The following is a 21,121-nucleotide window of genomic DNA, read 5'->3' on the forward strand; positions in this document are numbered from 1 at the left end:
CAAGAACTGAAAATAAAATTTCATGAAATATTTATTGTTTTTTTTAATGACCTTTTGTTTATCAACCATTACAGCGCAGACGGTTGATTCGATGGTCATTAAACAAGTGGACAGCCTCATCAAGGTTTCCCGCACCCTTACAGGGCAGCGGAACTTCGACAAAGCCCTCGAAGTGAATGCCGCTGCCGAAAAAATCGCCCTCGAAAAACTGGGGCGTGAGTCGGCGGCGTATGGCAGTTGTGCCTTCAATAGGGGCAGAGTGAATTATTTAAAAAAAGACCATCCCGAAGCTGAAATATGGTATCTTGAAGCCAAAGCCATCCGGGAAAAAGCTATCGGCAAGGAGCATCCCGACTATGTTTGGAGCCTGAACAACCTTGCGCTTTTGTACAAAGACATAGGCAACTACCAAAAAGCCGAACCCCTCTACCTTGAAGCCAAAGCTATCTCGGAAAAAACCGTCGGCAAGGTGCATCCCGACTATGCAATGATTTTAAACAACATGGCGGTTTGTTACAAGGAAATGGGCAACTATGAAAAAGCCGAACCCCCCTTCCTTGAAGCCAAAGCCATCCGGGAAAAAGCCCTCGGCAAGGAGCATCGCGACTATGCCCAAAGCCTGAGCAACCTGGCTGCTATGTACATGGAAATGAGCAACTATGAAAAAGCCGAACCCCTCTACCTCGAATCCAAAGCCATCCGGGAAAAAGCTATCGGCAAGGACCATCCAGACTATGCGGGGAGTCTTAATAACTTGGCAATTTTGTACTCGGACATGGGCAACTACCAAAAAGCTGAACCATTCTTCCTTGAAGCCAAAGCTATTTGGGAAAAAGCCCTTGGCAAGGAGCATCCCGAATATGCAAGAAGCCTGAATAACCTTGCGATTTTATACAGGACCATGGGCAACTACGCAAAGGCCGAACCCCTCTACCTAGAAAACAAAGCCATCTGCGAAAAAGCCTTCGGCAAGGAGCATCCAGACTATGCAAGGAGCCTGAATAACCTTACAAATTTGTACTCAATCATGGGAAACTACGAAAAAGCCGAACCCCTCTACCTCGAATCCAAAGCCATCTATGAAAAAAGCTTCGGCAAGGAGCATCCCGACTATGCGAGGAGCCTGAGTAACCTGGCGCATTTGTTTAAGGACATGGGCAACTATGAAAAAGCAGAACCCCTTTACCTTGAATTATCCTCAGTAAATCAAAAGCTACTGGAAAAAGCCTTGCACCACCTCTCGGAGAGTGAACTGAAAAAGTACATGAACAATTTTGCCACAAGTCAAAGCCGGGCGCTATCCTTTATGCATCAAACTGCAGGGACGAAGGCAAGGGCTATCTGTTACGACAACAGCCTTTTTTATAAAGGTTTCTTGCTCAATGCCGCCAACCAAATTAAAAACCTGGCGCACACCGACGCCACGACCACCGAAAAATTCAACCTATTGAAGTCTTACGAACGCCTCCTCGCTGCCCAATATGCTCTGCCCATTGCCGAACGTGACAGCGGAAAAGTCGCCGATTTGGAAGAAAAATCCAACACCCTCGAAAAAGACCTCGCCCGCACTGTAGCAGGCTTCGGCGATGCCATGCGGCAGGTCAATTGGCAGGAAGTACAGCGCAATCTGGCGGCTGGTGAGGCGGCAGTCGAGTTCGTCCACTACGGGTTTGCCGAAATAAAGCAGAATGATAGCACAATGTACGCCGCCCTCTTACTTTTACCAGAAGCCCAACAGCCCATCTTCATTCTGCTTTTCGAAGAAAAATCACTGGACTCATTACTACATTCCAAATCAGACCGCAAAGCGGATTATGTCAATTCATTATACACACTTGCTGACCGAGGGGCAATAGCTATTGAAGCAACTAAAAAATCCTTGTATGAAATTTTATGGCAGCCTTTGGAGAAAGAGTTATCAGGTATTAAAACCATTTATTTTTCACCAACTGGATTATTGCATCGAATCAACCTCGATGCCATTCCTGTTTCTGAGACAGAGACCTTAGCAGACCGATACAATTTAATAGCACTCAACAGTACCCGACAGTTGGTCATTCCGACTCAAGTAAAAATTTCCAATAATGATGCCGTTCTATTTGGTGGTATTCAATTTGAACAAGACAGTATATTGCAAATTAATGAACCATTACTTGCATCAAGATCCCGAGGAGAATTAACTTTTAAGTCAATGGATTCAACACTTAGAGGTGGCACATGGAATTACCTTGCAGGCACTGAGCGTGAAGTCAACTCCATTGAAAAAATCATGCAGACTTCAGGAGTGAATGTTAGCTTGAAAAAAGGCTACCAAGCTACGGAGGAATCCTTCAAAAATATCGGTGCAAATAATTCTGCTTCTCCTAGGATATTACACTTCGCTACACATGGTTACTTCTTTCCGGATCCAAAAAGCACTGCTCAAAAATCAAGTTTAAACGGAGAGCAGGAATCTGTATTCAAAATTTCAGATCACCCCATGCTTCGTTCCGGATTAATCATGGCCGGAGGCAATGCAGCCTGGCAAGGCAAACAAACACTGGAAGGAAGAGAAGATGGCATTCTAACTGCGTACGAGATATCCCAGATGAATTTATCGAATACAGAATTAGTTGTTTTGTCGGCATGTGAAACCGGATTAGGTGACATAAAAGGCAACGAAGGTGTTTACGGTTTGCAACGCGCATTCAAAATCGCAGGAGTAAAATATCTGATCATGAGTTTGTGGCAAGTGCCAGATAAACAAACATCTTTATTGATGACCACATTTTATAAAAAATGGTTGAGTGAAAAAATGACTATTCCGAATGCATTTCATGCAGCACAAAAGGAATTGCGTGACAATGGATTGGACCCTTACAATTGGGCGGGGTTTGTGTTGGTGGAGTAATCACTTTTTCTTTATCGTTCTCGCTCTATATTCTCGCTTTTCCTTTCAGCTGGGGTTAATGCTGGAGGAATAAATAATAAATTGGTATAATTTCAACATTCTCTATGCTGATCAAATTTCTTTTATTTGAGTCTGTTTTTGCGTTGATAGCCTATTTTTATTTACTAATTTCCTAAAAAGAATAGAAGTTTCTTTTCATTGATAAAAAGTTCAGAATTATTCTTAATTTGCTTGGTCCCTAATAGAAACGGAATGAAATACTGGCTAATATTTTCAGTGCAATGTTATATATCCGCTGTCTTATCACAGAATGTTGATTCAATTTCAATCAAAAAGGTAGACAGTCTAATTTTAGTTTCTAGGAACTACACTGCAATGAGAGATTATCAAAATGCAATGCAGATAAACGATCTTGCAGAGAAAATCGTCTTAGAAAAACTCGGAAAAGAATCTTCGGCTTATGGAAGCATCTGTTTTAATCGAGCAAGAGTGCATTATAATGTAAGCAGGAACTATGCTGAATCTGAAAAATGGTACCTCAAAGCAAAAGAAATTTGGGAAAAAACCTTGGGTCATGAAAATCGCAGTTATGCCAATTGTATTAATAACCTGGCTGTTCTTTACTATGAATCAGGCAAGTATTCATTAGCTGAAACACTCTATCTGGAATCTAAAGGTATCCGGGAAAGGGTATTAGGAAAAAGACACCCTGATTATGCTGCAAGCTTGACCAATTTATCCAATATTAATTCTCTTCTGGGAAACTACATTCAATCCGAAGCATATTTACTCGAGGCTAAAAATATCCGGGAAGAAGTATTGGGCAAGGAACATCCTGATTATGCATTAAATTTAAATAATCTTGCAGTTTTGTATTTTCGAATGGGGGAATATGAAAAAGCGGAGCCGCTTTATCTGGAAACAAAATCTATAAGAGAAAAAGTATTAGGAAAAGAGCATCCTGACTATGCCATGAGTTTAAACAATTTGGCTGCTCTGTATCTGGAAATGGCTAATTACGATAAAGCGGAAATGCTATATATTGAAGCGTTAGACATATTGAAAAAAATATTGGGAAAAGAGCATCATAATTATGCGGATTGCCTCAACAATCTTGGATTAGTGAATCATAAAAAAGGTAATTATGCTAAAGCCAACCAATTTTTTCTGGAAGGCATGGCGATCCGTGAAAAATTATGGGGAAAGTTACATTCTGATTATGCCAATAGTCTCATTAATTTATCTGCCCTTTATTTTGAAATGGGTAGTTTTGATAAATCCGAAAATCATTTATTAGAAGCGATGAATATTTTGGAAAAAGTCTTAGGAAAAGAACATCCATTCTATGCCACCACAGTTAATAATCTTGCCATTTTTTACAACCATATAGGAAAATATGAAAAGGCAGAATCCCTTTTCCTACAATGCAAAGCCATTCAAAAAAAAGTATTGGGTGATGAACATGCGGATTATTTAAATAACTTAAGTTTATTAGCAGAGCTTTATGAGAATATGGGAGAAACTGAGAAAGCGGAAAAACTTTTACACTATTCATCTGAAATGAATTATTCCAAAATGATCAAATCCGCTTCCTTTCTCTCTGAACAAGAATTGGGTAATTATATTAGCTTGTACGAAAAAAATATGTACAAGATCGGATCCTATATGTTAAAGCGTTCAAGAGCCGAATCGTCTGTCAACCCAGGGGTGATACCTTCCTTATTGTATGATCAATCTTTATTCCATAAAGGGTTTCTGCTCCAGGCTGTCAATCGGTTGAGCATATTAGCTTTAACTACTCCAGAAACTGAAGAAATTCACAATCGCCTTAAAGCTTATCGGCGTAGGCTTTCCATTGAATATAGTAAACCAGCCTCTGATAGAAAGGGTGTATCTGAGTTGGAAGAAAAAGCCAATACCGCTGAAAAAGAACTCGCCCGTTCACTGGTAGGCTATACTGAAGTAAAGCGCCAAGTAAAATGGGAAGAGGTCCTGTCCACTTTAAAAATTGACGAAGCAGCCATAGAGTTTGTTTCATTTAAAGTTAATTTTCCTAGCAGGACAGATAGCGTAATGTATGCGGCCTTAGTTTTAAAGTCAGGATCAAAACAACCCAACTTCATTCCTCTTTTCGAAGAAAAATCATTGGACTCTTTGTTACATTCAAAATCAGAACGCAAAGCAGATTATGTCAATTCATTATACACGCTTACTGACCGAGGGGCAATAGCTATTGAAGCAACTAAAAAATCCTTGTATGAAATTTTATGGAAGCCTTTGGAGAAAGAATTAACAGGAATTAAAACAATCTATTTTTCTCCAACTGGATTATTGCATCGAATCAATCTGGATGCGATTCCTATATCTGAAACAGAAACACTAGCAGATAAATATCAATTGACTGAATTGAATAGTACCCGACAATTGGTTGTTCCAACTCAACTGAAAAATGTAAACAATGAAGCAGTATTATTTGGTGGAATTCAATTTGACCAAGATTCTTTATCGGTTATCAGCGAACCAATTTATGCTTCCCGATCGAGAGGGCAGTTGTCTTTCAAGTCAGTTGATTCAACGCTGCGGGGCGGCATCTGGAATTACTTAGCAGGAACAGAGCGTGAAGTGAATTCCATCGAAAAAATCATGCAGACTTCCGGTATCCATACCACCTTAAAAAAAGGCTACTTTGCAATAGAAGAATCTTTTAAAAATATCGGTGTAAATAATAATCCATCTCCTCGAATATTACATATAGCAACACATGGATATTTTTTCTCGGATACCAAAAATAATAGTCAAGAATCACAAGTCAATAATCAAAATGAAAATGTTTTTACAATCTCTGATCATCCGATGCTACGTTCAGGACTTATAATGGCTGGAGGTAATGTTGCTTGGCAAGGGAAGCAAACTTTGGAGGGAAGAGAAGATGGAATCCTTACCGCATACGAAATTTCACAAATGAATTTATCCAATACAGAGTTAGTTGTTTTATCTGCATGCGAAACAGGACTTGGTGATATCCAAGGCAATGAAGGTGTTTACGGATTACAACGTGCATTTAAAATAGCGGGTGCAAAATATCTTATCATGAGCTTGTGGCAAGTACCCGATAAACAAACTTCATTGTTGATGACCACTTTTTACAAAAAATGGCTGGAGGCCGAAGGTCCCGACAAAGGCGGGAATAAGATGTCGATTCCGGAGGCATTTCATGCGGCGCAAAAAGAATTACGTGAAATAGGATTGGATCCTTATCAGTGGGCAGGGTTTGTATTGGTGGAATAAACCCTTTATCATTCTCACTCAATATTCCCGCTCTATATTCTTCTCGTTCTCATTCTCGCTCTCGTTCTCATTCTCGTTCTCGCTCTATATTCCCACTCTATATTCCCGTTCTCGTTCTCATTCTCACTCTATATTCCCCCTCTATATTCCCGCTCCCCTTCTCACTCTATATTCCCCCTCTATATTCCCGCTCCCCTTCTCACTCTATATTCCCCCTCTATATTCCCGCTCTATATTCTTCTCGTTCTCATTCTCGCTCTCGTTCTCATTTTCGCTCTATATTCTCATTCTCGTTCTATATTCCCGCTCTATATTCAGGTGTCAACTTAACTTAGTGCTTTGTCTTGCCAATAACTTCCATTTACCTTTTGTTTTTATCCAGGTTTGACAAACATGCAATTTAAGACTTATACTTTTGCCATTCAAAATAATATCATGAAGTGCATGAAAACGAACTATCGCAAGCTTATCAAAACAATGAATTTGTAAACTATCCATTTCGATTTTTTCATAAATTAAATATTTCGATTGGTTATTAATCAAAAATTCATTTTTATTCTCAACCCAACCATTAGAATGTCCATATGTCAAATCCGAATGCACTAATTTGTCTAATTGCTTCGCATCTCTTGAAATCAATGTATTGTTAAAATCTTTGACAAGCGATTCTAAAATAATACATTCTTGTCCATTTAAAAATACATGTAAATTAGTCAGTAATACCAACAATATAAATATTCTCTGAATATTGTTAAAAAACAACTTCTCTAAATAACCCATGGAAATTATATTTTACAAAGCAAAATAAAGCTATTTATACCAGGCTTACCTTTAGAATTGAACGAATTACAAATTAAGAATCTAAAATTGTTCATTTAATGAAGCTAACATTCGAAAATGATCAAACCGATATCCGTTTACACCCACTTTTATCTCGGCTTGATTTTAGTTCGTTTAATTGAATCGATTCTATGTTGATCGTATTCTTCATTTGGAGATCCTGCTTTTGGGATTCGGTGCATGATGCTGTCTTTATTTGTTGGTTTACCAATAACCGGATCCTTTCCTCCTTGATTAGATGAAGGCTTATCCATTGCACGATGATTGCATGCAAATAATACAAAAAGCAGATTAACGATTAACCAATACTTTTTCCGTTTTAATAATTTCATGCTTCTCGGTTTCTATGCTTAGAAAATAAATACCATTTGACAGGGCACTGGTACTAAATGAAAACTTATTTTCACCAGTCATCAGTATGCCTTCATACATTTTGCTAATAGTCTTACCCTGTTCATCTTTTAAAATAAAATAAACTTTTAATTGTTGCTTCACTTGAATTTCTAAATGTAAACGGTCTTCTACAGGATTCGGAAATAAAACAATTTCTTGCGTTAACTTTTTTTCTATGGTTGCCGTGGGTGATGAATAAAGTTCTGCGATATAGGTCCACCATTTACCATTAATATTATTTCCAACACTACCAGCAACCCAAACGGTTGGTACACTTGCATTATATTGTCTAGCAGTACCTGTATAGTCACCCCATCGAGCATAATTTTTTGTAGAATTATAACAATTTTCCTGCGGACCAGGTCCCACTTTTACGCGGATTGAAGTTGCTGATGAAAAATCATTATAAAATAATTTTGCTCGTATATCCGGATAATGGTTTTCTCCTGAAGAAGTAAAGTGAATAATTGCTGATTTATCATTTACATTATTTGAAAAAGGAGCAATTGAAGGATAACAATAATCCCGAAGATCTGAAGATGAAAAAATTTCAAATGCATTCGCATCAAGCATCACTGGATTCAATCTATGATATCGAACACCACTAAATCCTTGATCATCTGCTGAAAATACAAAATGAATCAAGCCATCTTGATAATACCCATCCTGTAAACGACAATCGCCGATATCAAGACGTATCGTGGTACCCAATTGATATGCATTTCCAGAAGGTTCATAGGCCACAGTTGATAATTTTTGATACAATAATTTACTATTCGGGTCTGATAGACTGCCTGTAATATCATAAAAATAAAAATAATCTGAACCACCAGCAGAAGCTTGAACTGCATAAACCCCGGGTCCATATTGTCCATTTGCACCTGATCGAATGGGCAAAATAGTTCCTGGTTGAAATCCACTCCAAATCTTATAACGAAGTGTTTTAGACGCGTATCCATCTGCCTTATTTAGCTGATACATTATGGATTGTTTATATTTACCGGAAGCACCTCTACCGAATAAATTTAAACTAATAAACACTTCATCACGATTGACAGCTATTTTTGGATAATCTGACCACGAACCATCATTTAAGCCATCGGATTCAAATAAATAAATTGCCCAATTGCCATTTGGATCATTCGTTTGAGAAAAACCAAATGCTATGTTTTGAGGATCCTCATTACACCCCTGAATAAACATAAAAAATCTATCTGCTACTGGATCATATTCAACTTTAGGATCGCATACCGTTTCTGAAATAAATCCATTAAAAAAATCATTTAAAGTATAAACATTGATTTTACTGCCTTGAGAATTATAAATTCCAACAAATTCATTCATCATACTCATAATCCGACCCGCTTTAGAGACCGCGATCGTATTATCATTTGGACAGGAACCATCGATATCTGCATAAAATGAACGGCCCACTAGAATTTCAGCAAGTTGGGGACTTGCTTCCCCATGACCTTTGCGAAGAGTACTATAGGGAGCCTTTTTTAAATAATCTTTACGCGCTTTTAAAATTTGAATGTCGTCATCAAATTCAGATTTATTAGGACTTATAGGATGTTGCAAAAAAGGATTAAATCGAACATCTGCCTGACTAGGACGCAACACTACTGAAAGCTGCTTTTCTTTCATAGCTGGACTATTGATAATTTTAAAAGCTTGAACTACGCTGCCATTATAATCTACCTTATGCTCCACATACTGGGCGAATAATAGTCCTTGAGAAAATACTAAAATCAACAGAAAAACATGCTTCATCTTTAAATTATTTTGCGAATAAGCAAATTTAATGAAAAAATTGGAATTGCAATATAAATTTAGAACTACTTACCATTTTAAAAGGCTCAACAAGAACATAGAAAAGATTTATATAATGTAGTTCGTTACAAAAGAAGTTCGCAAAATCTGAGTTTGCAAAATTTAGAAAGCATATAAATAAATAGCTTTGAAATAGAACTGCCAATGTCCAATTCCAAGATTCGGAGAATTGCAGATTGCAAACTCAAATGCAGGGATATGACAAAGCAGACTCTTAAATAAAAAACATCAGGAATTAAATAAATTAATACCATCATTCAATAAATTCCCATTTATTGAAAATAAACAATTCATATTTTTGAGAATTGAATTTTAATAAAATTATAAGAAATTATAAAATTCGACGAAATCCGCATAGTGCGCCAAATAGTATGATCCTTATAAAAAAAATAAAATACAGTAGAACTATAAATAATTTTAAATAAAATAAATGCATCCTAAAATGAATACACGCAATAAGTTCTCATTCTTAAATCCAAAAACGAATCATATGGCAGGAAAATATTACGAATGTTGGTAAGCATCCGAATATACCAACTTAAAATAATTAATTTGAAGGACGGATGTCTGAATCCGATAATCAAGACAACTCCAATAACACTAATGTTAACAAAAGCACTAAAAAATGAAACCATTATTTTATTCAAACTACATTCAAAACAAACGCGATCAATGGATCCATGCGAAACTATTCAACAGCTTAGTGGACTCCTCTATTTCAACAGATAAAATGAATACTACAGGACTGCATTATTATTGCCTGGCTGTTCAATCTAAAATTTCTGCTTGGACATCCGATGGATTCTTGCTCAAACGATTAAAAATACAAAGCTTTTGCAAACCAGCAATACTAAGATATGCGCATGTATTTAGGGTTTTAAAATTGAAAAATCTAATATTGGAGTATAAAAAAATAAAATTGAGGCTCTACACAGTTTGTATTCCAAGCCTTTCAAATCATGGCAAAATATACAATCCAATTAAAGATACTAATTTCAGGGTACTTAAATCTTTTGAAAATCAAATTAGGATACGGAATTAAAATTGGATTCAAATCTCAATTAATAAAATCAGATTTGAATTGCCAATAAGAATCTTTTAAAATATACAAAAAGTCGAACATTCAGTTTAAAATTTGTAAAAATAAATTAAGATAAAAATTCACTTCAATGAAATTTAAACATAAAAGGTGAAAACTATGATCCGAATACACCTTAAAACAAAGTAGGACATCAAAATAAATAACACGATCATGAAATACAATTCTAAATTAATACTTATCTTTATAATAATGAATGTTTACAATCAAAAAATGAATTCTCAAAATATAGATTGCTATGTTCTACCTGATCCCATACAATATTCCGCTTCACCAATCCCATGTTTTAATGTAGACTCCATTTACGAAAATTGTATTCCAGTTTACTTAAACGTTAATATTCATTTTTTTGTAAATGATGACTGTACTGGAAATGTATCCTTACCTCAGGATGGCACAAAAGTAACTCAGGAAGGAGCCACTGGATGGGCGAACTATATGCTTTATATTGCAAATGAAGAACTTGCGCATAATACTGCCCAATTAAATCCCAAAGGGTATAATACACCATCCCAAGCTGCTCATTGCAATCCGGTAAGGTGGTTTCTAAGTGGCGTTTATTTTCATTGTGACAACACCAATAAGTTTAATGGTTATGATTTAAATTTACTAAGAAATAAATATGCCGTAAATCCCAATTCCGAATTAAATGTGTTTATAGCTTCTTATAATCATTCTCATGGGAGTGGTGTTGCATTTTTAGGCGGAAATATTAGTTCCATAAATCGATTCGATTGGGGAATTTTAAACCATGAATTAGCACATAATTTAGTGCTCTACCATAGCTTTGAAAACGATGGCTGTGACGATACTCCAATGCTTACGTTCAATTGGGATAAAAACTGTGATGGTACCATTGGAATTGATGAAATGAATTTAAAATGTTTTGGACTAGAACCTCCAAATAGCCCCAATTGTAATCTGGAGCCTGCTTGCCCCAATTATCCATGTTGTGATTCGGGTTGGATAAATAATAATATCATGGGGTATAATAATCCTAATGGAGCCTGGTCAGCCTGTCAAATAGCAAAAGTCCTTGGACATATCTCCAGATATAAATGCGAATTTATAGCCCAGATTGGTGGAAATTGTCCCCCTTTATCTTCCTTTATTACCAGATTACCTAAAGATCTAATAAAACCTAAGCATTGTACTTATTGTTTTGACATCGGAGCAAGTACAGGATATAATAAATATAAAATTGAAATTTATGATAATCTAAATCCAACAAATCCCATTTTAATAAGAACTACTCATTGGTTATCTGGCTTAGCTCAAAAGTATTGCATTACGGGAAATTTACAAAGTGGTTGGCAAGATGACATGCAATCAAATCATCCTTACCTAATAAAACTTATTGTTAAAAATGATTGTTCAGAAAATGAAAAATCTGAGCCCTTTAGTTTACCGATAAGAGACTGTACAATAACCGGAGATCATCCAAATAACGATTTAAAGTTTGCTATAAGCCCAAATCCTGCAACCGATAACTTGACAATTCAATATGAATTGAACGAAGAATCCAAAGTTAAAATACTACTTACGCACCAATTGTTTAATAACTTTAATTATACTGTGAATCCTTCATGCTTTCAAAGCCAAGGAGAATATACCATAAATATTCCATTACAATCAGTTTATCCAGGAATTAACGTAATTTTATTCATGGTTAATGATAAAATTTATACTTCCTCTTTTATCAAACAATAAAATATTTAAATGCGCTAATTATAAAGAACTTTTGTATAAATCCTTTAAATCAAAATAAATGAATAAATTGATGGTATTAATCGTAATGACAACATACGTTTTGAATTGTGTTGCTCAAAAAAATGCGCTTTACGAATTCAAATTCTATTTTGAAGATGCCGCCGGCTACAAAGACACAATACTTTATCGAGCAGATACTTCGATCGTTGATAATCTCAATCGTCCAGATGATGATTTAAATTTAGAATGGGGAGAATTTATTGATGATTCCCCATTTGATTCTATATTTGAAGTGAGGGCAAAATCAAAATTTGAAATTTTAGGAAGTTTTTACCAAAACATTATACTTGGAGTTCGAGATCAAGGATTAGCTTGCAATGCACCAGATCCACTCTTAATATTTGTATATACAAAAAACTGGCCCGTTACAATGACATGGGATCCTAAAAAATTTAACAATCAACCCTGCTTAAATGGATCCGTGGTTTCACCCGATGCTGATTATGAAAAAAAATGGAGATTCTCAGATCCTGTTCCTATTGGACCTATTGCATGTTTATCAAATGATACGAGTTATACAAGAGATTTAAGATTTATACCACTACTAAAAAAATTCGAACTCCCAATTCTTATTCAACACGATGTCACAGGTTTAGGTAAAATAGATATTACTGCCCTCGGAATCGATTTCGGACCACCATACTTTAAACTTTGCAATACACTCATTGGAACAAACGATCTAAAAAGGAATGAATTCTTTATACAATCTACTATTGTGGAAAATGAACTCACAATATTCACTACCATTGTTGATGTAAAATCATATACCATCTTTGATCTCCAGGGTATCGTTACTTTGAAAAATAAATTTAATGAAAGCACGCATAAAATCAATGTCGAATCTTTAAAAAATGGAATCTATTTCTTGCAATCTAAAAGTTTAAATGGCAAGCCAATGAATCAAAAATTTGTAAAAATCTGATTTGGAATTTAAAATTTGAATTATAAATTAAATCTGAAACGCAAGTTTCAACGATTCCTGCACTGAGGCTAATAGTAGTATATTTAATAAATGAATCTAAAAAATGAATACTCCATAAAATATTGAGTCCAATTCAATGAATCCATAAACTTTATTTTGAATAGTTAAAAAGCAAAAAAATCAATGAGCCACTCTAATTAAATAAATTTGTAAAATAAGTGAAAAAGCTACTATTTAAAATAGATTGCTGAATTAAGATATCCTCCAATAGAATTCCTAAACTCATCCATATTTCATTGGCTTCATAACGATTCTGTAATTATGAAATAAACATATCAATCAAATTCCTCTTCCATTTCTGGAAATTTTCATTTATATTTGGATATTATTAGAATTCGGAATGAAAGAACATAATTTAATTGAAAAGAAAATAAGTCATACGGTTGAAAAACATGAATTTCCTATTTTACCAACAGGAATGAAAATACTCTTTAATGAAGTTGGTGAAATATCAAGATTTGCAGGTAGGTTCTTTCGCGAATTTTTATTTCCTCCCTATGAATTTCGCGAAATAATTAAGCAGTCTTTTGAAATAGGTTATCGCTCTTTATCCTTAGTTGCACTCACAGCTTTTATAATTGGCCTCGTAATAACTTTACAATCCAGACCCACTTTAGTAGAATTTGGAGCTGAAGCCTGGTTACCATCTATGGTAGGAATAAGTTTAATTCGAGAAATTGGACCCGTTATTACAGCACTTATTTGTGCAGGTAAAATTGGTTCCGGAATTGGAGCTGAGTTAGGTTCTATGAAAGTAACAGAACAAATTGACGCCATGGAGGTAAGTGGCACGAATCCATTTAAATATATCGTCGTATCCAGGATAATTAGCACCACCTTAATGATCCCGATCCTAATTATTATAGGTGACGCTATAGCTTTATATGGCTCCTATCTTGCCGTAAATGTAAAAGGTTCCGTTAGCTATACCCTATTCTTCCATCAAGTCTTCGATAGTTTACAGTTTAGTGATGTAATTCCAGCTTTTATAAAATCCTTTTTCTTTGGATTTGCGATCGGATTAGTAGGCTGTTATAAAGGTTATAATTCCAGAAAAGGTACCGAAGGCGTCGGAAGATCTGCAAATTCAGCTGTTGTTGTTGCATCCCTTTGCGTTTTTATTGTGGATTTAATCGCTGTCCAAATTACTGAATTTTTGGGATTTTTATGATTCAAACCATCAAAAGCATAGATCCAGATAATTTGTCACCAATAAAATTTGGTGAACCCATTATCGAAATAAAAAATCTAGAAAAAGCATTTGGTAAAAATCAAGTATTAATTGATTATAATCTGGAGATCCGCAGAGGAGAAAATCTTGTAATTCTTGGAAAATCAGGAAGTGGAAAATCTGTACTTATCAAATGTATCGTCGGTTTACTAAGTTATGATGCAGGTTCTTTAAAAGTATTTGGAAATGAAATTTCTGAAATTCCACAACAAGCTTTAGATGAAATGAGGGCTAGAATTGGATTTGTTTTCCAAAGTAGTGCCTTATACGATAGTATGACAGTTCGGGAAAATCTCGAATTTCCACTCCGAAGACATGGTAAAAACAAAACAAAAGAGGAAATAAATGAGTTAGTTGAAGAGACCTTGAATAATGTAGGCTTATTACATGCAATGAATTTAATGCCATCTGAACTTTCTGGTGGCATGAAAAAAAGAATAGGATTAGCTCGTTCCCTAATTCTAAAACCTGAAATTATGCTTTACGATGAACCAACAACCGGATTAGACCCGATAACAGCAAAAGAAATTAGCTATCTAATGCTTCAAGTACAACAAAAATATAACACTTCTTCAATTATTATTTCTCATGATATGCATTGTGCTAAACTTACTGCAAATCGCATTTCAGTTTTAATTGATGGCATCAATTATGCACAGGGTACTTATGATGAATTGAATAATTTAAAAGATCCAAAAATTCATGCTTTTTTTGAATAATTATGAATAAAGATACTCCAAACAACATTAGACTCGGCATTTTTGTAACCACAGGAATAGTCCTCTTTATACTTGGACTATATTATCTGGGTAGTAGTAAAAATATGTTTGGAAATAATTTCCAAATCTATACTTCTTTTGACGATGTAAACGGACTCTCTGAAGGAAATAATGTCAGGTACCTGGGAATAGATATAGGTACCGTTGAAAAGATTAGCATTATAAATGATTCTGTTATCAAAGTAGAAATGTCTATAGACCAATCTTTAAAAAATAAAATTCGCAAAAATTCAACTACAAGTATTGGTACCGATGGTTTGATGGGAAATAAAATAGTGATTATAGATCATGGTACTTCAGACGCACCCTTGGTTTCTGAATCTGATGAAATTTCTTCCGTTAAAGCAATAAATACAGAAATGATGCTGAGAACTCTTGAAAATACAAATTTAAATGTCGCTGTAATATCCCAAAACCTGAGAACCATTACTGAAAATATAAACCAGAGTAGAGGAACCTTATATGCTGTTCTTATGGATACCGTTTTAGCCAAAAGTTTTCGTTCAACTGTTTTAAATATTGAATCCCTTAGTAAAAATTTGAATCAATCTTCAAAACAGGTTTCATCCATAATACAGGAAGTAAATAATGGACATGGCACCTTAGGTGTCCTTTTGAAAGATACTTTACTTACAGATGACCTTCAAAATATAGTACAAAAAATAAAACAAGGAAGTGAACAATTAAATAAAGTCACAAATCAATTTGAATTAATTCTAAAAGATGCACATTCTGGAAAAGGAACAATTTCATATTTATTAAAAGATCCGTCAGGTCCAAAAAATATTAATAATATTCTTTCAAATGTACAAAGTGCTTCCATAAAAATTAATGAAGATCTGGAAGCATTAAAGCATAATTTTCTTTTCAAATCGTATTTTAAAAAGCAAGAGAAAATTAAACTTCAAAGCTTGGAAAAGATTAAAAAACAAGACACAATTTTAAAATAAATCAACAAATAGATTAAAAGATATATCGCTTTTAATTAGAAAAGCAGAAATCCATTACTTTACAAGGTTTAATCGAAATTCTTTCCTGCTTTCCTAGGTATATTATTTATGATCTCGCAAACATCCAATATCTGTTCATCTGAAATTATTAATGGTGGTGCAATTCGCAAAGCAGATGAACAAAACAAAAAACTTTCTGCTAATATTTTATTTTTATAAAGTTTTTGTAACCAGGATATGAGCATGGATTCTGATCCTAATTGTACTGCTATCATCAACCCACTTGATCGGATTTCAAGTATATCTTCATGCAACAAATTACCTTTAAAGAGTTTTTCCTTAGATTCAACGCCTTCTAAAATATTGTGATTTAGTAAATATTTTAAACCTGCCAAACCAGCTGCACAACTTACAGGATGACCTCCAAATGTAGTTATATATCCCAATGCTAAGCGCTTGCTAAAAGCCTCCATTATTTTGTGATCACAAATTAATGCAGCTAAAGGCATTCCAGATCCAATTGCTTTTCCACTTAATAATATATCCGGAATTATATTCGTATTCTGAAATGCAAACAATTTTCCGGTTCTGCCAATCCCTGTTTGAATTTCATCAAATACTAACAAGGAGGATTTTTCAATACATTTCGCTTTCAATTTTTGCCAATAATCGACAGATGCTTGTCTTACTCCGGCCTCGGCTTGGACTACCTCTGTAAAAACTGCAGCCGTTTTATTTGAAATTAAATCCAGATCTGAAATATTACCAAAATCAATAAAACGGATGCCTGGAATTAAAGGTCTGAATTCAGCCTTATGAGCTTCGTCACTTCGCAGCGATTCAGCCCCCAGGGTACTGCCATGGTATGCATTCCTGCAAACAATAATTTCCGACCGATTTGTAACCAACCTAACCAATTTAATCGCAGCATCAATGCATTCACTTCCTGAACTTAAAAAATAACAAGAGTTCAAAGAAGTTGGCAAAAGTGTGGTCAAATATCCAGCAAATTGAACTTGCGGACTTTGAATATGCTCTCCATAAACATTCGTATGCAAGTATTTTTCTGATTGATCCCGAATAGCATTTTTAACATCTTCTATACTATGTCCTATATTATTTACCCCAAAACCAGAAATAAGATCTAAATAAGGATTTCCTTGCCGATCATATAAATAGCAGGCCTCTGCTCGTTGTATTTCAAAACCTTGTGGAATTTCACTTGTTTGTGCAATATGTTCTAAAAATTGTCGTCGTAAGTACATGATTTTAAAACAATGTAAATGAGAATGTTATGGATTCTCAAAGGATAATAGAATTATTTTGATATTTGCAGTAAAATTAAACGGAATAGCATGAATACACAGATTCGAATGAAAAATATACTCATATTAACACTTTTTGCCTTATTTGGATATCAAATAGCAATGACCCAAGAGGAAAACTCTGGATTAAAAGGAATCCAATTCTTTCATGGTACGTTTGCCGAAGCGCTGGCTAAGGCTAAAAAAGAAGATAAATTGATTTTTATGGATGCCTTTACCACCTGGTGTGGCCCATGTCGCAGAATGTCCTCAAATGTTTTTCCAGATGAAGCCGTTGGCGAGTTTTATAACGCAAATTTTATAAACCTTAAGGTGGATATGGAAAAAGGAGAAGGACCAGAACTCGCTCAAAAATATGGCGTAAAATCCTACCCCACATTATTATATATTGGTGCTGAAAGCAAGGTCGTTCATAATGCTTCTGGAGCAAGACCAGCTGATGCTTTTATAGAATTAGGAAGAGAAGCTTTGAAAAAATTTGATAAGTCGGGTTCTTGGGAAAAACTTTATAATGAAGGAAAACGGGATGCAGCAACTGTCTTATCCTATATTAAATCTTTAAATCAAGTTGGAAAACCTTCACTTCGAATTGCAAATGAATATCTTTCAAGTCAAACAGATTTAACAAAACCTGAAAATCTGGAGATCATTTTAGAATCCGCTACAGAAGCAGATTCTAGAATTTTTGATTACCTTATTAAAAATAAAGAAGCTATAATCAAATTAAAAACTAAGGCAATTTATGAAAGTAAAGTTTATAATGCCTGTACAAAAACTATCAAAAAAGCAATGGAATACCGCAATGAAAGTTTATTGATAGAAGCACAAGAAAAAATGAAAAACAACCCGGATAAATTTGACGAATTTAAATATACCACCGATATGGATTATTATGGTGCAACAGGTGATGCAAATAAATTTTTAACAGCTGCTAAAGGCTATTCTTCAAAAATTGCAAAGAATAATGCCATAAAACATAAAGATCTTTCTCAATTATGTTTGAAAAATTTCAAGGAGGATAAAAAAATAATGGAAATTGGTGAGAAATCAGCTAAAAAAGCATTAGAACTTCTTGAACAACAAGATCATTATATCAACTTTGGTCGAATATTATATCACAACGGTAAAAAAACAGAAGCAATAGCCATAATCAAAAAAGGTATTGAAGCAGCAAAATTAAAAGGTGAACCAACACAAATGCTAGATTATATGTTAAGAGATTGGGGTGAGAAAATTTAATATATGACTTCCTAAAAATAGGGATATAAAATCATTGTAAATGCTCTCTAGTGCTCCCTGGTTAAGCTTTGGCGTTAAGAATCTGCCACTAACCAAATGCAGAACCTTTATCTAAAAAGAAAAAAAAATCCTGATAAAATTACCAGGATTTTTTCAACAATTGGCTTAGGCCTTATTTATCTTTTCTTTACCCTTGTTGTAGTACGGGTAGTTTTCACTTTGGTATTTCCTCTTGGCCCAGTTGTAACTTTAGTCTTAGTTTTAGTAACCCTGTAGGAATGTACAGAGTTGCTATGACGTATTTTAACACTTCCTGAAGTTACCCTAACTGGTGTATAAATTCGATGCGCCCGCACAACTCGGTGTGTTTTAACTACTGCAAAACCACTATGATATCGAGCTCTAAATGGATGAAAAACCCTCCAACCCAATGGTCTCCATGGCTTCCACCAATTTGGGTAAACCCTCCAGCGTACAGGAGATACCCAGGGACGATACACAGGGCCATATACAAATCTAACACATGGCCATGGCCAAACATTGATTACAATTGCATCCTCAAAATATGCATCAAAATTTCCATTTGGACCACCCTTTTTCTTCGGTTCCATAGATTCTCCTGAATGCATTACTTTATCTTCAGCTGGCTCCACAATGGTTTGTTCGCCATAAATGTCTTCATCACCGATAATTTGCAAGGTGACCGATTCCTTTCCAGTCTTCTCCATTTCAATTACAGCAATATCCTGATTTTCGGTTTCAGAAACTATCACTTGCAGTACAAAAGCATGCACATCACCATCAGATTTATCAATTACCTTTATATAATCAATATCTCCATCAGCATTTAAATCCAAATTATTGACATGATTGTCTTCAGAGTTGATCATTTTCTCAAAATCCTCAGGGGATGAAGATTTTTTAAACATTTCCAGGGCACCCTGTAAACTAAAATGATCACCCGGCAATCCTGTGGAATCACTTTCTATAGAATCCTGAGCCTTTGTTATACCCATACTCAACAGTGTTATGGTTGCAATTAGTAAGAAAAAATTTAATTGTTTCATATTTAATAATTTTCAATTTATGGACTACGAAATTAGACAATAGTTTAAAATATTCAATTTAAAAGCCGAAAATATAAAATTAAAAGTATCATGACCCAACCATTTTAGCCTTCATTGCTGTCTTTAGAGTTGTACCATTAAACTAATTAAATATGAAACGATTCATTTTAAAAACAACAGGGATACTCTTTGCCTTTAGCCTTATTTTTACTTCTTGCCTTAAGGATGATTGCTCTTTAAAACGCACATTCTATAGATATGATCCCATTTATAAATCATTATCCCAAATTCGATCCGGTTTAAAATTAGTGGATGAAAAGGATCTAAAAGTACCAGGCAAAATTTACATTTATGGTACGCTTCTCCTTATAAATGAAATAAAAGAAGGAATTCACATTTTCAATAATGAAAATCCTGATAATCCAATTAAACTTAACTTTATTTCTATTCCAGGAAACGTAGATCTTTCTGTACGCAATGGTATTTTATATGCGGATAGTTATGTTGACTTACTTTCAATAAATATTAATAACCCCGAAAATCCTACACTTTTATGCAGAACGGAAAATGTATACTCTCCAATTTTTTTTGATCCAGTGAGGGGACTTTTAGTAGATTACTCCAAGACTAAAGAAACCATAACTCTAGATTGTCATTCTCAAAATTTTAGTAGCTTCCGATTTTGGTCAGGCGATATAGTTTTTGATTCAAATTCAAAAACATCTTCAAATTCTGCTGGAAATTTTACCGGACTCACAGGAATTGGAGGATCCATGGCTAGATTTACAATAAATGAGAACTATTTATACACAGTTGATATGACAAGTCTTTATTCATTTGACATTGGTACATCGTGCCCGGATCTTAAAACCAAAAGTCAAATTGGCTGGAATATTGAAACGATTTATCCATATGAAAATAAACTTTTCATTGGTTCTACATCCGGTATGTTTATTTACAGCTTAACAAATCCTGATGCTCCAACACTCGCTGGTAATATGAATCATTGGCGTTCCTGTGATCCTGTAGTTGTGAAAGATGATTTAGCTTATATTACTTTACATGGTGGAACAGAATGCGGTGGCTTTACCAATCAACTGGATATTGTAAATGTCAAAGATATCTATAATCCTACCCTGTTAAAAACTATAGCCATGGAATACCCATTAGGATTAGCTGTCAAAAATGAATACTTATACATTTGTGATCGCGATTTGAAAATATATAGAATAAACGGAAATACTGAAATTCAACTTGTTTCGTCTATTCCACAAATAAATCCATATGACGTTATCGTAATGCCGAATGAAAATAATATAATACTGGTAAGCGAAACTGGCATTACGCAATATGATTCAAAATCTCCAGCACAATTAATTCTGCGAAGTATTATTCCAGTGAAATAAGAAAACTAAACTATAAGCAATTTATATAC

Annotated in this window: 15 protein-coding genes; 10 read left to right on the forward strand and 5 right to left on the reverse strand. The window is 34.7% G+C overall.

Features of this window, described 5'->3' with window-relative positions; all coding sequences use genetic code 11:
- Positions 1 to 22 precede the first annotated feature (22 nt).
- A complete protein-coding gene (locus IPO86_15715; GenBank protein MBK9729554.1) occupies positions 23 to 2,890 on the forward strand; it encodes a CHAT domain-containing protein in 2,868 nt (955 codons plus the stop codon).
- Positions 2,891 to 3,142: 252 nt separating this feature from the next.
- Positions 3,143 to 6,178 carry a CHAT domain-containing protein gene (locus IPO86_15720; GenBank protein MBK9729555.1) on the forward strand — a complete coding sequence of 1,012 codons (3,036 nt, stop codon included), beginning with the start codon at positions 3,143 to 3,145 and terminating at the stop codon, positions 6,176 to 6,178.
- A gap of 321 nt (positions 6,179 to 6,499) precedes the next feature.
- Here IPO86_15720 and IPO86_15725 read toward each other — a convergent pair whose 3' ends face one another.
- From IPO86_15725 to IPO86_15735, 3 genes are all read right to left on the reverse strand, one after another.
- Positions 6,500 to 6,958, reverse strand: a complete 459-nt coding sequence (locus IPO86_15725; GenBank protein MBK9729556.1) for a nuclear transport factor 2 family protein — start codon at positions 6,956 to 6,958, stop codon at positions 6,500 to 6,502.
- Between the two features lie 149 nt (positions 6,959 to 7,107).
- Positions 7,108 to 7,350 (reverse strand): hypothetical protein, encoded by a 243-nt coding sequence (locus tag IPO86_15730; protein MBK9729557.1) that lies wholly within the window; start codon positions 7,348 to 7,350, stop codon positions 7,108 to 7,110.
- Complete coding sequence (locus IPO86_15735; protein MBK9729558.1) at positions 7,310 to 9,184, reverse strand: T9SS type A sorting domain-containing protein; 1,875 nt, start codon at positions 9,182 to 9,184, stop codon at positions 7,310 to 7,312. The genes IPO86_15730 and IPO86_15735 overlap by 41 nt, the downstream gene beginning before the upstream one ends.
- 685 nt (positions 9,185 to 9,869) lie before the next feature.
- On the opposite strand from IPO86_15735, the gene IPO86_15740 reads away from it, so the two are divergent.
- The 6 genes from IPO86_15740 to IPO86_15765 all read left to right on the forward strand — a co-directional run bounded on the left by IPO86_15740 (position 9,870) and on the right by IPO86_15765 (position 16,055).
- Complete coding sequence (locus IPO86_15740; GenBank protein MBK9729559.1) at positions 9,870 to 10,286, forward strand: hypothetical protein; 417 nt, start codon at positions 9,870 to 9,872, stop codon at positions 10,284 to 10,286.
- Positions 10,287 to 10,496: 210 nt separating this feature from the next.
- Positions 10,497 to 12,053 (forward strand): hypothetical protein, encoded by a 1,557-nt coding sequence (locus tag IPO86_15745; GenBank protein ID MBK9729560.1) that lies wholly within the window; start codon positions 10,497 to 10,499, stop codon positions 12,051 to 12,053.
- A gap of 58 nt (positions 12,054 to 12,111) precedes the next feature.
- Positions 12,112 to 13,035 (forward strand): T9SS type A sorting domain-containing protein, encoded by a 924-nt coding sequence (locus IPO86_15750; protein ID MBK9729561.1) that lies wholly within the window; start codon positions 12,112 to 12,114, stop codon positions 13,033 to 13,035.
- Positions 13,036 to 13,513: 478 nt separating this feature from the next.
- Positions 13,514 to 14,266 (forward strand): ABC transporter permease, encoded by a 753-nt coding sequence (locus IPO86_15755; protein MBK9729562.1) that lies wholly within the window; start codon positions 13,514 to 13,516, stop codon positions 14,264 to 14,266.
- Complete coding sequence (locus tag IPO86_15760; protein ID MBK9729563.1) at positions 14,263 to 15,045, forward strand: ATP-binding cassette domain-containing protein; 783 nt, start codon at positions 14,263 to 14,265, stop codon at positions 15,043 to 15,045. The genes IPO86_15755 and IPO86_15760 overlap by 4 nt, the downstream gene beginning before the upstream one ends.
- Positions 15,046 to 15,047: 2 nt before the next feature.
- Entirely contained in the window at positions 15,048 to 16,055 is a 1,008-nt protein-coding gene (locus IPO86_15765; GenBank protein MBK9729564.1) for an MCE family protein, read from the forward strand.
- 68 nt (positions 16,056 to 16,123) lie between these two features.
- On the opposite strand, the gene IPO86_15770 is transcribed toward IPO86_15765, so the two are convergent.
- Positions 16,124 to 17,323, reverse strand: coding sequence for an aspartate aminotransferase family protein (locus IPO86_15770; protein MBK9729565.1), 1,200 nt, complete (start codon positions 17,321 to 17,323; stop codon positions 16,124 to 16,126).
- Between the two features lie 87 nt (positions 17,324 to 17,410).
- Here IPO86_15770 and IPO86_15775 point away from each other — a divergent pair, with 87 nt between their 5' ends.
- Positions 17,411 to 18,619, forward strand: coding sequence for a thioredoxin family protein (locus tag IPO86_15775; protein ID MBK9729566.1), 1,209 nt, complete (start codon positions 17,411 to 17,413; stop codon positions 18,617 to 18,619).
- A gap of 176 nt (positions 18,620 to 18,795) precedes the next feature.
- Here the strand turns inward: IPO86_15775 and IPO86_15780 are convergent, their stop codons facing one another.
- Positions 18,796 to 19,686, reverse strand: coding sequence for a hypothetical protein (locus IPO86_15780; protein ID MBK9729567.1), 891 nt, complete (start codon positions 19,684 to 19,686; stop codon positions 18,796 to 18,798).
- Between the two features lie 152 nt (positions 19,687 to 19,838).
- Between IPO86_15780 and IPO86_15785 the strand changes: the two genes are divergently transcribed.
- A complete protein-coding gene (locus IPO86_15785; protein MBK9729568.1) occupies positions 19,839 to 21,092 on the forward strand; it encodes a hypothetical protein in 1,254 nt (417 codons plus the stop codon).
- Positions 21,093 to 21,121: the final 29 nt, after the last annotated feature.

It is taken from the genome of Saprospiraceae bacterium, assembly GCA_016717265.1.
Lineage (GTDB): Bacteria > Bacteroidota > Bacteroidia > Chitinophagales > Saprospiraceae > Vicinibacter.